The sequence below is a fragment of the Peribacillus sp. CSMR9 genome, assembly GCF_033141925.1.
Classification (GTDB): Bacteria; Bacillota; Bacilli; order Bacillales; family DSM-1321; genus Peribacillus; species Peribacillus simplex_A.
The window spans coordinates 45,762-59,621 of sequence record NZ_JAOPHO010000027.1; the positions used below are offsets into that span (position 1 = coordinate 45,762).

At 37.5% G+C, this 13,860-nt stretch carries 11 protein-coding genes; 7 read left to right on the forward strand and 4 right to left on the reverse strand.

The window, feature by feature from the left end; all coding sequences use genetic code 11:
- Positions 1 to 933 precede the first annotated feature (933 nt).
- The 3 genes from N9I19_RS13760 (at position 934) to N9I19_RS13770 (ending at position 3,974) form a co-directional block, all read left to right on the forward strand.
- Positions 934 to 1,857 carry a DMT family transporter gene (locus N9I19_RS13760; RefSeq protein WP_061462837.1) on the forward strand — a complete coding sequence of 308 codons (924 nt, stop codon included), beginning with the start codon at positions 934 to 936 and terminating at the stop codon, positions 1,855 to 1,857.
- A gap of 429 nt (positions 1,858 to 2,286) precedes the next feature.
- A complete protein-coding gene (locus N9I19_RS13765; RefSeq protein ID WP_061462838.1) occupies positions 2,287 to 3,264 on the forward strand; it encodes a ring-cleaving dioxygenase in 978 nt (325 codons plus the stop codon).
- A 110-nt stretch (positions 3,265 to 3,374) separates the two neighbouring features.
- Positions 3,375 to 3,974: a nitroreductase family protein gene (locus N9I19_RS13770; protein WP_317778103.1), complete on the forward strand. Its 600-nt coding sequence runs from the start codon at positions 3,375 to 3,377 to the stop codon at positions 3,972 to 3,974.
- Positions 3,975 to 4,124: 150 nt separating this feature from the next.
- Here the strand turns inward: N9I19_RS13770 and N9I19_RS13775 are convergent, their stop codons facing one another.
- Positions 4,125 to 5,468 (reverse strand): aminotransferase-like domain-containing protein, encoded by a 1,344-nt coding sequence (locus N9I19_RS13775; RefSeq protein WP_317778104.1) that lies wholly within the window; start codon positions 5,466 to 5,468, stop codon positions 4,125 to 4,127.
- Between the two features lie 117 nt (positions 5,469 to 5,585).
- Here N9I19_RS13775 and N9I19_RS13780 point away from each other — a divergent pair, with 117 nt between their 5' ends.
- Together N9I19_RS13780 and N9I19_RS13785 are read left to right on the forward strand one after the other, a co-directional pair.
- The gene (locus tag N9I19_RS13780) at positions 5,586 to 6,542 is read left to right on the forward strand and encodes a DMT family transporter (RefSeq protein WP_317778105.1); all 957 of its coding nucleotides are present in this window, start codon (positions 5,586 to 5,588) and stop codon (positions 6,540 to 6,542) included.
- Complete coding sequence (locus tag N9I19_RS13785; protein ID WP_317778106.1) at positions 6,543 to 7,427, forward strand: DMT family transporter; 885 nt, start codon at positions 6,543 to 6,545, stop codon at positions 7,425 to 7,427. It abuts the gene before it with no gap.
- A 302-nt stretch (positions 7,428 to 7,729) separates the two neighbouring features.
- On the opposite strand, the gene N9I19_RS13790 is transcribed toward N9I19_RS13785, so the two are convergent.
- The 3 genes from N9I19_RS13790 to N9I19_RS13800 form a co-directional block, all read right to left on the reverse strand.
- Positions 7,730 to 8,287, reverse strand: a complete 558-nt coding sequence (locus N9I19_RS13790; protein WP_317778107.1) for an MFS transporter — start codon at positions 8,285 to 8,287, stop codon at positions 7,730 to 7,732.
- Positions 8,284 to 9,714, reverse strand: a complete 1,431-nt coding sequence (locus tag N9I19_RS13795) for an FAD-binding protein (protein ID WP_317778108.1) — start codon at positions 9,712 to 9,714, stop codon at positions 8,284 to 8,286. The genes N9I19_RS13790 and N9I19_RS13795 overlap by 4 nt, the downstream gene beginning before the upstream one ends.
- A 265-nt stretch (positions 9,715 to 9,979) precedes the next feature.
- Positions 9,980 to 10,165 (reverse strand): TetR/AcrR family transcriptional regulator, encoded by a 186-nt coding sequence (locus N9I19_RS13800; RefSeq protein ID WP_317778109.1) that lies wholly within the window; start codon positions 10,163 to 10,165, stop codon positions 9,980 to 9,982.
- A 474-nt stretch (positions 10,166 to 10,639) separates the two neighbouring features.
- Between N9I19_RS13800 and N9I19_RS13805 the strand changes: the two genes are divergently transcribed.
- Entirely contained in the window at positions 10,640 to 11,959 is a 1,320-nt protein-coding gene (locus tag N9I19_RS13805; RefSeq protein ID WP_317778110.1) for an MFS transporter, read from the forward strand.
- 297 nt (positions 11,960 to 12,256) lie between these two features.
- Positions 12,257 to 13,750 carry a helix-turn-helix transcriptional regulator gene (locus tag N9I19_RS13810; RefSeq protein WP_317778111.1) on the forward strand — a complete coding sequence of 498 codons (1,494 nt, stop codon included), beginning with the start codon at positions 12,257 to 12,259 and terminating at the stop codon, positions 13,748 to 13,750.
- Positions 13,751 to 13,860: the final 110 nt, after the last annotated feature.

Below are 13,860 nucleotides of genomic sequence, written 5' to 3' on the forward strand. Positions count from 1 at the left end.
GGATCTTATACGTTGCAGCAAGTCGGGCAAATAATAAACTTTTACCTTGTATTTATTGGAGACGAGGCTACAGCGAGTATAGACCAAGCACCTGAAGAGTAATGTTCGAACAAGTGACTATTTCATAAATTATTATTACTTTCAATACCATCCATTTATAGTTCATATAATACAGATCAGTAATCATCAAAATCTGCCGTTTATATCGTTTATATCGGGGGTGAATCTTAAAAATGAACGTAAGTCTAGCAACTATAAAAAAGTTTGCCAGACTTTTTTTGCGATAAATAAAAACCATAGAAGCGTGAAAAAATAATCTATTTGATTACGCTAGAGAGGGCATATAATATCTCGCCCGATTTTTTTAAAAACACTTTATTTCGCAGTAATTTTTTGAAAAATTTTCATTTTGTAAGGATGTATTGAACAAAAGCGCGGCATTATATGGTAAATGATTCTGGGTAAAGGAGACTTAATGGACAATTCTCCAATAATAAACTATTAGATATGGTATTTGAAAGTACATATTATGGAATTGTAATTGTCGATAAATTCGATATATTAGCAATGAATATTGTGAATTTTTAAATGTTGTACCGGCACAGTGATGGGTGAACATGTAAAGTATTACCTCAAAACTTAGCACAGAATTTAAACGGGCGGTAGGAAGAAGAAACGAAATAACATGTTAAGTTTTTTTACTTTATTTTTCAGATAAAGGCAAGCCTATAGACTGGCTTGCCTTCTTTAATGAGCTCCAGCTTCTTTAGTTTTTTATGATATGAAAAAACATTTATTTGATTCGAAATCTGTGGCATTTTTATCCTGCTCTATACCGATTTTGGCAGAAAATAAATTTCAAGTTCATCTTATATTTTATATGAAATCCATAACAATGTTTGTCATAATAAGAAAGTAGGAAGGGGGAACATCATGCTTCGATTATACGGGGCTTTAATCGGCCTTAGTTTGATATGGGGTTTATCGTTTGTTTTTATGAAGTGGCTGCTCCCGCCAGCGGGCATTTGGGGAATTGTTTTTCTCCGCTGTTTGGCAGGTGCTGTTATGCTGCTTCCCATTTTATGGTTGAAGCGCAGGAATATCAATTGGAAATTGCCGTGGAAAGCACTGGTCGTTGTCGGAATCTTCAATTGTGGATTAGCATGGGGATTAATAGCTTTAAGTGAAACAGAGATTAACAGCAGCACGGCATCGATTCTTAATGCAACCACTCCGATCTGGACGGGGATCATCGGATTTATCATTTTTTCATATGTTTTAACCGCCCGACAATGGGTGGGCATTCTTATCGGTTTTTTCGGAATTCTAGTATTGATGGATTTTCAAGTCGGTCAGCTTTTCGGCAAGGAATTCATTGGGATTGGGACAATGCTGCTAGCGTCCACCTGTTATGGTTTTGCCGGCCAATTTACGAAAAGATTTCTTTCCAATACCAGCATATTGGTCATTACGACGTTTACGCTGCTCACGGGTGCCGTTATCGGTTTGATCGGGATGCTGATAACAGAGCCGATTAAGCCAGTGATGTTGTTGGAACCGCTAACGGTTTTATCCATAGTCGGACTTGGGTGCTTTGGCTCTGGGCTAGGACAGCTGATCTATTTCTACATCAATAAAAATGGCAGCCCAGAGTTAGCCGCAACGGTCACATATCTTATTCCTGCAACCGCTATGGTTTGGGGCTATGTCCTGCTGGGAGAAGCGATTAATCCTAATGTAATTATTGGCCTGCTTATTATTTTCGCAGGAGTTTATCTTTCTTCTAAGAAGTCAAAAGTAAATGATGGTACAAATTCTTCATCCGAAAAACAAGGGGAATTGCGTCAAGTAAAATAAAAAAACAAAACGAAATAGCCCTCACGTAAAGGATTTGTTTTTTCCTGGGGGCTTTCGTATTAAAACACATTTAATTCTGATTCAATTTTGCCAAAGAAGTGATGGATCGTCTTTGCCGCGACTTATAGCTATAGCAGTAACCTATATTCAAAAATGGTATTTGCTTTAGGGGAAATTATAGAAATGAAAATGGACAAGGGCGTTTTTTTTTGCCTTAAATTATTTTGAAGTTGAGATATATTAATTTGAGGTAATGTTGTTGACAACAAATGTTATTCATGATAAATTATCTTTAAATAAAGATATATTAATTCGAGATAATAAACCTCCTTTAATGAATAGGCCACTCTTATTGAAGGAAAAATGTAGGGAATTAAGAAAGAAGCTGAACATCCAAAAGTTGAATTGTTTTAATGGGAGGAATAAAATATGAACGGATTAAAAGGAATACACCACGTAACGGCCATAACAAGCAGTGCAGAAAAGAATTATGAATTTTTCACAAATATATTAGGCATGCGTTTAGTCAAGAAAACAGTTAACCAAGATGATATCCAAACGTATCACCTGTTTTTTGCTGACGATGTAGGCGGTCCAGGTACTGACATGACTTTCTTCGACTTTCCTGGTATTCCAAAAGGAGTGCATGGGACTAATGAGATTTCAAAAACATCCTTCCGTGTACCGAATGATGCAGCATTAGATTATTGGGTTAAGCGCTTCGATCGATTAGAAGTGGGGAATACAGGAATCCAAGAACAATTTGGTAAAAAGATCATTTCTTTTGTTGATTTTGATGATCAGCAATATCAATTGATCTCAGATGAAAACAATGAAGGGATTGCAGCTGGAATCCCTTGGCAAAAAGGACCGATTCCCCTGGAGTATGCAATTACAGGATTAGGACCAATTTTCATTCGCATCGCCAACTTCGAATACTTTAAAGAAATGATGGAAAAAGTCCTATTATTCAAAGAAATAGACACTGAAGGATCATTTCATTTATTCGAAGTAGGGGAAGGTGGGAATGGTGCACAAGTAATTGTCGAACATAATTCGATCCTTCCTCAGGCACGGCAGGGTTTTGGGACTGTTCACCATACAGCCTTCCGTGTAGAAGACCGTTCCGTTCTTGAAGAATGGATCAAAAGAATGGAAAGCTTCCAATTTCATACTTCCGGTTATGTTGATCGTCACTTTTTTGAGTCGCTTTACGTGCGAGTGGCGCCGCAAATTTTATTCGAGTTTGCCACTGATGGTCCTGGATTTATGGGGGATGAGCCATATGAAACGCTTGGGGAAAAGTTATCTTTACCACCGTTCTTAGAACCGAAAAGGGATCAAATCGAAAAGTTGGTCCGTCCCATTGATACAGTAAGAAGCACCAAGGAATTCATTAAAGAATAAATGATAGCCTTTTGCGAATTATATATTGGTTTATGCCCATACTAAAATAGGTAGAAATAAAAAATGGAATAATCATTTGAAATAGAAAAAATGCTCTGGAGGAATGAATCATGACAAAAGATTTTTACACCGCGATTAAAGAGAGACGATCATATTATGGAATCAATAAAGAAGTCCAAGTATCGGATGAGAAAATTAAAGAAATAGTTGAATTTGCGGTAAAACACACACCATCGGCTTTTAATTCCCAATCCTCCCGCCTTGTTGTTTTGACAGGCTCGGCACATGATAAATTATGGGATATTACGACGCAAGCTTTAAGGAAAGCTGTTGGAGATAGAGATTTCTCTGGTACTCAACAAAAAATGGATTCCTTTAAAGCGGGATATGGGTCAGTATTATTCTTTGAAGATGAATCTGTGGTGAAATCACTTCAAGAACAATTTGCAACCTATGCCGATAACTTCCCAATCTGGTCACAACAAACATCAGGCATGCATCAATTAGTTGTTTGGACTGCACTCGAAGCAGAAGGATTGGGAGCAACTTTACAGCATTATAATCCTCTAATTGATGAGGAAGTGAAAAAAGAATGGGATGTTCCAAGTAACTGGAAATTGATTGCGCAAATGCCATTTGGAAATCCAACAGCTCAACCGGGTGATAAAGAGTTCAAACCACTTGAGGATCGTATAAAATTTTATAAATAAAGTGGACTGATAAGATAAACATTGTTGAGAGCCAATTCTGATTGGCTCTCTTTTGTTTGTGCTCATTTGCCCATGTTTTCATTATTACAATAGCAAAAAATAAATTTCCACTATTTTTTGCTATAAAGTGACTATACATTTGTAAAAGTTCTATAAGTAATAATTTTGCTTGTTATTCAATTCTTTAAAAATGAGAGCTATTCCTTGGTCAAGTTTTTGTATATTTGTATTGGACACGTTTATCTTTACTATTTTTTCCTGGTGAAAACCATCTATATAATTTTGACCTATCGTCTCTACCAGTACTTGTTGATTTTGTAAGTTTTTGATGAGGTAAGCACTATTTAAACGATGAGGCAGTACGATATGAGCGTTCATACATATGGATGATGGGCGATAAAAGCCTTGAGCAGAGTGCTTTTCTAGAGCATCATATAGCAATTTTGCACGCCCTAGATAGGACAGACGTACTTTGTTTCTATGGCGTTCAAACATACCGCTATTTATATAGATTTCCAATGCTGCTTGTGAAATCATTGAACTATCAATATCCGCTGTTCTTTTATATAGTTGAAAGCTGACCGCTAATGGTTTAGGCAATACGGCAACACCTATGCGCAATCCTGGAAACATTATTTTAGAGAAGCTTTTTAAATAAATGACCATGTGATGAGTATCCCCGGAAAAAATGGGGTCTACCTTCATATTCTCTTCGAAATCTGCTAAATAATCATCTTCTACAATATAGACACCATACTTTACAGCAAGTTTTAGTATCTCTTCTCTGTCCTTTTTAGAGTAAGAAGTCCCTAACGGATTATGGAAACGGGGCATCGTATAAAAGAATTTAATTTTCTGACTGCTAAAAATCCGCTCTAATTCCCCAAAATCAATACCTGCTGCTGTTCGTTGGATTCCTAGCACGGAAATCTTGTACGCTTTCAATTGCTCCACAAACAGATGATAACTAGGCTGTTCAACAAGTATATGGGTACGTTCATTAGGAAATGGGATGAACGTTAATAAGGAAAGGGCTTGTTGCACGCCAGAAGTAATGAAAATCTGTTCTTCTTTTGCGAAAACCTGATACTGCTCTAATTGTTTTTGTATCACTTTAATTAAAGAGGGTAGTCCTTTTGGGGTGCCATAGATAAACAATTCTTGCTGATAGGTATCGATGGCTTTGTTGATACAATGTTGAAAGTCATGATACGGAAATTGATGCCAAGAGGGAGCGGAGGTAACAAAATCGATTTCCGCTGTTGGTTCACTTTTACCATCAAATTCTTTTTGAACGACATAATATCCACTTTTAGGAACCGCGTAGATTAAATGCCTCTTTTCCAATTCTTGCAGGGCTTTCAAGACTGTACTTTTACTACATTGATGTTGTTCGCTTAATCGACGAATCGATGGGAGTTTAAAGCCCGCTTTGAGCTGTCCATTTTGGATCAGAGATTCAAATTCATTAAACAAAGCTTCGTATTTTAACATGAATTCCTCCTAAAAACTGTACCGTTACAGATGCTTCTTATTTGTATTGTATCGTAGTGAAGCTTTTAATACGATATTAACAACCGGCCGGGTGTTAAAAAGGAGGATTTACTCAATATGCCAGAACAAAAAAAAGCCTATTTTGCGGCGATACTATATGCTTTTATTATTGGATTTTCATTTATTTTCACAAAAATATCATTAATGGAAGCGAGTCCGCTAGATATATTGGCGCATCGATTTACGATGGCTTTTTTGACCGCGATAATTTATAAGCTGTATCGGAGGACATCAGTGAAAATGAGTGCAAAGGATACTTTGAAAATTCTTCCGTTGGTGCTCCTTTATCCAATTTCATTCTTTACCTTTCAAGTGTTTGGTCTCGTATATACCTCATCTTCAGAGGCGGGTATTATCCAAGCGACTATACCAATTTTCACGTTATTATCAGCTTCATTATTTTTGAAAGAATATGCGGGTAAAAGTCAAAAATTTTTCCTTTATTTTTCAGTGATGGGGGTCATCTTTATCTTTGTCATGAACGACTTGCAACTTGAGGCTCATAGTTTGGAAGGAACGATCCTGATCTTATTATCCTCGATTGCTGCCGCTCTCTATAATGTGGTAGCAAGGACATTAACAAAGCAATATTCACTATTTACATTAACTTATGTGATGACGTTCTTTGGTTTTGTTGCTTTTAATAGTATGGCCATCATCAACCATATAATTAATCAATCAATTAGTAGCTTTTTTTTACCCTTAACAAGTAGTTCATTTCTTATTTCAATCGTATATCTTGGTGCATTATCGTCACTGCTTACTGGTTTTTTATCAAACTATGCATTATCTATATTACCTGCCTCTAAAATGAGCGTTTTTAGTAATTTAGCGACATTGATTACGATCATAGCTGGGGTAATTTTCTTACATGAAACCATTCACTATTATCACGTTGTAGGTGCAATGATTATTCTTGTTGGTGTAATCGGCACGAACTATTTTGGTGGAAATCGGTCAAAGCATATTAGTAAGGCTATTGCCGAGCCATTGATGAAAAGGGGGGTAAAGTGAATGAATAAATATGTGTTGTTACTCTTGATTAGTGGTATATGGGGATCTCAATTCTTCTTTATTGCATTAGTTATAGATGATGTTGGGGTTATTACTTTGTCAGCCTTCAAAGCATGTATCGGTGGTATCTGTTTACTCTTCATTGGGTTTTTTTTATCAAAAGAAGAGCGCAGAGTAAATAGGAGTTATTATAAATGGTATATAATCATTGCGGTTTTCGAAGTTGTACTGCCATTCGCGTTTATTGCACAGGGGCAGAAAACGGTGCCTAGCAGTATCGCAGCGATGCTGATTGGAATGGTTCCTGTCTTTACCATCCTCTTTTTAATAGCATTTTTCAAAAGAAAAAGCACAAGGGGGGAGATTACAAGTATCCTATTCGGATTTGCAGGTATTGCTTTCCTATCCTGGCCAACACAAGGATTCCAAGACTTTTTTAACAGTATTCAGGGTAGTATCCTATTGATATTGGCTGCCATGAGTTTTGGATTATCATTGATTATCATGGAGAAATTAAACGAGGGGTCTTCCGTTATTCATATGAGAAATGTTTTACTGATTGCCAGTGCATTTCTAATCCCCATGTCCCTTTTGTTTGAGCAATCTTTCAAATTGGATATAGAACGATCTCAATCCATCTACTTAGCGATTTTAGGCATATTCCATGCGGGTGTTGTTTATGCATTATTTAATAGGCTGATTCGGCAAGAAGGCGCTTTATTTACTTCATTTAGTAATTATATAGTGCCTGTCATCGGAATGATTTTAGGCTTTTACTTTTTACATGAAGCGTTGTCTATTAATCAGTTGATTGGAATGGGTATAATTATGATGTCATTAGTTTTTTTAGACAAAAAATTAATGAAAAAGTTGATAAGAAAGTAGTATTTTATTATATATGCTCTGGTCCGTTAGCTTTGTACAAATAAACGCAGTACTTTTAGAATTCGTAAAAATGGCGATGCGAAAGTGATTAAAGGGAAGCAGGTTTAATTTATCTTTGTAAAATGGAATGATTGATAGAGACAGCATCAGAACTAAAAGCCTTTTTATGAAAACTAGATTCTGTATAGACGCTATTAAGTTACTTCAATTTTGTGGAAGAGACATCTGCTGAGGTTTAAGCAGATGCTTCTTTTACTAAAAAGTTATTATCGCTAACCAGCAATAAATCCTTATGTTTTTATTTATTCTTCATTAGATAGTGAAGCTTTTTTCTCCATCTTCATTATAATAAATCCACTCCAGGCAAACATTAAGGATGCAAGATAAAAGATGCTTCCAATCGTTAAAAAGTCGACTAAATATCCGGTTGCAATCACGGCAGCTGCAGCACCAATGGATGTCCAAACATGGTAGTTTCCAATTTCCTTACCCGCAGTTGTTTTCCTAACATACCTTGCAAGTACCGTTTTTTCAGTATTTTTTTGAACAGCCCCAAGAACCCCCATAATAATCTGCAGGAGATAGACATGCCAAATTTCATATGCGAGAGGAAAGGCAAGAAGGATAAGTGCCATCCCCCATGAATAGATAAGGAGAAATGCTTTGTCACCGGCTTTATCCGTTAATTTTCCGATTAAAGGGTAACTAAGTGCTGCAGTCAGTGAGAATATGCCATATGCCCATCCGAATTGCGAATAGCTGGTACCTACATTTTTGATTAGCAAAATATAAAAAGGGAAGATCATGCTGGCAGCCATTCCAACAGTGCCTTGGTAAAAAACGAAACGTTTATAATTCATGGATGGTACTCCTCATAGAAAAGATTCATGAAGCGGTTATCAGGATCATATTTCTTTTTTAATTGAAAGAATTCCTTAGTACGCGGATAGGCTTCAAATAATTGTGTCTTGGTTGGATACCCGTAATAGGGCAAATAGTAGCTGCCATTTTGGTCAAGCGTCACATTGATCATGTCGCGGATGACCCTTCCCGTATTTTCCTTACTTTCGTTATCTGTCCCTTGATTGATGAGCATTACAAGAGCGAACATATCATCTTTGGCATAGGACATGAGTGATTCATCATTATGTTCCACATAACGAATTGTAATATTTAATAAATTAAAATCTTTTTCATCGAATAAAGTTTTTCTTAGATCATCGATATAATCAGCAAATTGATCAATCGGAACGAAGTATTCTTGCAGCACTTCAGTTTTGGAGGGATTGCTGTAATCCATAAAGGCAGAATCCGACCGCATCACATTGTTCCTGGAAACCAAGTTACCATCAATATTGGCCGTGTAAGTCTCCTGAGTTTCCCAAAACCTTTTTTTACCCCAGTCATTATAACGCGATAGACCAAGAAAGAATTTAGGCACGGCAACGATCGTTTCCCGTTTGAGAGTATTGTAGTTTGATAGCTGTGCTTGGTCATTTGCCCTATAATAATCCGTTACATACATTTCGTCCAAATAGGAGCCAGGAGCAACAGATATTCTTGCCAGATGCATTTTGACATCATCGTTTTGAAGAACATCTCTTTTAAAATACGATGTATATTCATCATAATGGAGTGATTTAGTTTTAATTTTATAAAGTTCGTCATCGGTAAGGTGGAGTGTCACATCAAGTATCACTCCAAATAAACCGTATCCGCCAATAACCGAAGAGAAGAGCTCAGGATTTTCTTCGCGGCTCACCGTCAGGATTTGTCCTTTCGCGTTAAGCAATCTAAAAGATTCCACGGTTTCTATCAAGGCATGATGACGGATATCGCGGCCATGGACATTAACGCTCAAAGAACCTCCTATGGTAAAAATGTTTTGGGATTGACTGACCTTCAGTGCAAGTCCATATGGGTTGATATATCTCTGTAGATCAGCCCAGGTTGCTCCGCTTTCTACCGTGATGCGTTTTTCTTTTACATCCAAATCAAGGATCTTATCATATTGCTTCATATCAAGCAGGATGCCTTTTGGATTTAGTGTCTGTCCCCCTTGGCTATGCTGCATACCGGCAATGGAAATGGGATCATCATTTTTTGCAGCTTCCAAAACGACCTTTTTGATTGCTTCTTCACTATCTTCTGCATTTATCGCTTTCATTTTAACTGGCATCAGCCGGCTGATATCTTCTGCAATAGGGTGGTCAAGCTTGAAATGGAAGGCCTGCAGGGAAAAACCAAATAATATTGCATATAGGATGATAAAGAAAAATCGTTTCATATAACTAGCTTTCGACTCCTCGTTAAATCTGTATGACACTCAAGTGAAATAATAAAAATGTATGAACTTTATAGAATAATGGAGTTACCACACCGTTCAGTGAGATTGCTAGGATTAATATTCATTTAACAGTCAGCTGTTTTATCTAATGCGGACAAGTAAATCACTTTCATTTTCTTCTTCCAGAAAAACACATCAATTTCCGTATCATCCGGGAAAGAATGGAAGACTTCGCAATAGTATTCATGGACTTCTGTGAACCCTACTAAAAAAATATCCGATTTTGCTGAAAAGTGTTGGTAAAATGACCCTTTTGACGTGCGGCTTTTTTCACGATTTCGTCAACTGTAACTTTATCATAACCTTTTTCGCTAAATAGCTTTAAGGATATTTTTAAAATTTCTTCACGAGTCTTTTCTCCCCTATGCTGTTTCTTACTTGGATCAATCATGGAAAAATATCCGAGGGATAATTGACAGAATATTCCTATATAGTTTAATATCAGACTACAATCTAGTTAGTGAGCGGATAGTCTATTTAATCTATCGTAAATTATGAATAATCACAACGCTTCCTTCATTTCATTTGGGACATTATGAAAGCGCTTTCGAACGTTCCGGATCATGTATGAGGGGATGTTAATCCAATGAAATCAAGAGGTTTTTCTAAAAATGGGTGAAAAGGGTGGTTAAAGTTTCCTAAAGATCTCTATCCAATCAGTAACTTTCATGAACGAAGGGTTATTTCATCCTGTGGATATGGACTCGTTTAATAATATTGTTGGGTTCAATGAATGTAAATGGAGGGGAGGTGGTATTGAATTTGGTGGTATCGGGATTGAACCAGAGAGTCGGGGAGCAAGGAAAGGTCCGCTATAATCGTATGTTTTTTGGGAAAGGGTAGCTTGAAAAGGGAGGAAATAATCATGAATCATTTCAGTGGTGAAATAGAGAAAAGAACGATTAATAAAACGATGAGACGCATTCTTCCATTTATCTTGATCCTTTATAGCATTGCATACTTGGACAGGGTCAATTTAGGCTATGCTGCTTTACAAATGAACGCAGAATTAGCCTTATCCGCTGAGGTTTTTGGATTGCTTTCCGGTATTTTCTTTATTGGCTATTTCTTCTTTGAAGTTCCAAGCAACATGATCATGCATAAAGTGGGAGCTCGGATATGGATTGCCCGTATAATGATTTCGTGGGGACTTGTTGTCATATTAACAGGTTTTGCGCAAACAACGATGCATTTATACATTCTTCGTTTTTTATTAGGTGTCGCCGAAGCTGGATTTTTCCCTGGTATAATTTTGTATTTAACATATTGGTTCAGGGCCCGTGAAAGAGGACGGGCAACAGCGGCCCTGCTTTTAGCCTTACCGATTGGCGGATTGATTGGTGCACCTGTGTCGACATGGATTCTTGACAATATTTCCTGGTTCGGTATGGCAGGGTGGAGATGGATGTTCATCCTTGAAGGCATTCCGGCCATTATTATTGGAGTTGTTGTTGTTTTCTATTTAACTAATAGGCCCACTAACGCTAAATGGTTATCTAAGGAAGAAAGCGTTTGGTTAGAAGGGGAGTTGAGTGCTGAAAGAAAAGTAAGCTCGAAAATGAATAAAGTCACTAAGCTTGATATGCTGAAAGATTCGAAAATCTGGAAGTTGTCACTTTTTTATTTCGCTGGGTACACATCTATCTATGGATTGTCATTCTGGATGCCAACCATCATAAAATCTTTATCGGAAAATGCAACAACCAATTTAGAAATAGGCTGGTTAGCGATGATTCCTTCGTTAGTCGGTATACCTGCGGTTATATTTGTTGGCTGGAATTCTGATCGGACGAATGCACATAAACCACACTTGCTTGTTTGTCTCCTGATAGCAGTTACCGGATTTATCGGGTGCGGCTTTTCAGATGGTGTCTTTATGATGGTGCTGATGTTAACGATTACATCATTCGGGTTATACGGTTTCAGTGGATGTTTCTTTGCCTATATGACATTTTTCTTCACTGAGTCCACTGCACCAGTTGGCATAGCCCTAGTCAATTCATTTGCAGCATTAGGCGGTTTTGTAGGACCGATGATTCTTGGAACTGTTGCCTTTACTCAAGGTATGTTTATTTTATCAGGATTACTTGTGATAGGAGTCATCACTCTATTATCATTAAAATTGTCAAGTGCTTCAGAAGAAAACACCATTAAAGAAGTTGAAGTCAATATTAATCATTTATAACAGATCTAACTGAAAACTAAAAAAAGAAACATCATTGGAAACCACAAGTTTCTATGGTGTTTTTTTAATATTTTCATATAGTTATACCGCTAATAACGTGTTAGATATGGTACCTTCCATGGATATAAAATAACGTTTGAGCATGTCAAAATTAACCTAATCGCAGGTTCTGCTTAATATGACTTGTTTGAAGTATTCGGCGGGATTAGAATGGAGATTAGATACAAGTTACTTTGTAAAGGCCAGGGATTCCTTTTCTTTCAAAGGCTGACTTCATATTTATTAGATGAAAGGAATATGAGGTGGAAATGGGGGGATGTTGTGGAAATTCATTTGGTGGCAAAAGATGAGATTGAGGCTCAAGGAATTCGTTGGATAGTCGAGTCGCACCTAACGGGAGTTAGACTTATCTTATGGAAAACGATTGAAGAATTTGAAAAGGGCATTCGTAATCAGCAACCGGAATTCGTTATTTTGGATATGGATATTTGGACGGATGAAAGTGAGGCGATGGGTGTTTCGTTAAAGCGGAGGGGAATTCGATGGTTAGGCATTTCATCTGAGCGAATCTTTCAAACAGCTTATCGGGCCTTGCGTTTTCGTGCGGAAGATGTCCTATTCCGTCCTTTTTCTTCAGCGGATTTGGTAAAGCATATCCAACAATTGCGTTTTCAATTGAGAAATGATCAAGGTCTTTTCTCGACAAACGCCATGCATGATGAGAAAACACTTGATATTGGTTATCCTGATTTTTTCTTGACAGACCGGAGGCATGAAAGACGAATAACCATGGTGGCATTTTTGACACCTGATAACAAGACCCTTCCTTTAGTTTATGATAAACTGCAACGATATTCTTTTACTGGTAAGAATCAAATCTTCGCTTTATCGGATTTTATTTTATGCGTCCAGGAAACAAAGGAAACTGATGTATATAAGGAAGAATACCAAGCGTTCCTGGCCCACTGGAAAGAAAGAATGGATGAGCCTCTTGCTATCATAATAAAAGCGGCAAATCCTGATGAATCTTTAAAAAGGATGTACCAGCAAACACGTGAATTTACAAGACAAATCTTTTTCGATGGATATGATATCATTTTAGCCGAAAGTCAACAAACTTCGCCTCAGGAGATGGATCCATTCCTCACTCCCCTTGAACAAAGACTTTGGATAGAAATGCTCGAAAGACGGGATGCAAAAGCCATCAGGAACTGGATCGAACGTGAATTCCTTACTTTTCAACAACCATACCCTGACCCGGAAATCGTTCGTATTCGCCTTACAAGCGTACTTGCGCAGATCCGTAGGCATATGAAATCATATAATTTGCAAAATGCTTCACTAGAAGCAATATACTATGACGTATTTCAGCAAATCGTCCATAAACCAGTCATTCATCAAATAGTAAAAGAGCTGCATGCGTTCACCACCCATTTACTTCTGCAGGATCATGGGCAATTACAGGAAGGAGCTCGTACACTTAGCGAAAAAGCAAGAGAGCTGATCGAGTCCAACTATTGGGACGCCCAGTGGAATCTAGCGACCTGTGCAGATACTCTGCGTGTCAATAAAAGCACACTCAGCCGTCGTTTTGCGGCTGAATCCGGCGAGTCTTTTCGCAATACGCTGCATCAAGTTCGAATTAGGGAAGCTAAACGCTTATTAAAGGAAACGGATTTATCATTGGAGGAAATCGCACAATTAGCCGGTTATTCACATCAAACCTATTTCAATGCCAAATTCAAACTGCTTGAAGCTTGTACACCATCAGCTTATCGGTCTGGATTATAAAAAAGGACGATTCAGTTATATTGAATCGTCCTTTCAGTTTGTAGACAAAAGGGGTTCGGAATTAAAAAATTCCGAACCCCTTTTTGAGATTCCCTTTGAATTTTTGCCTG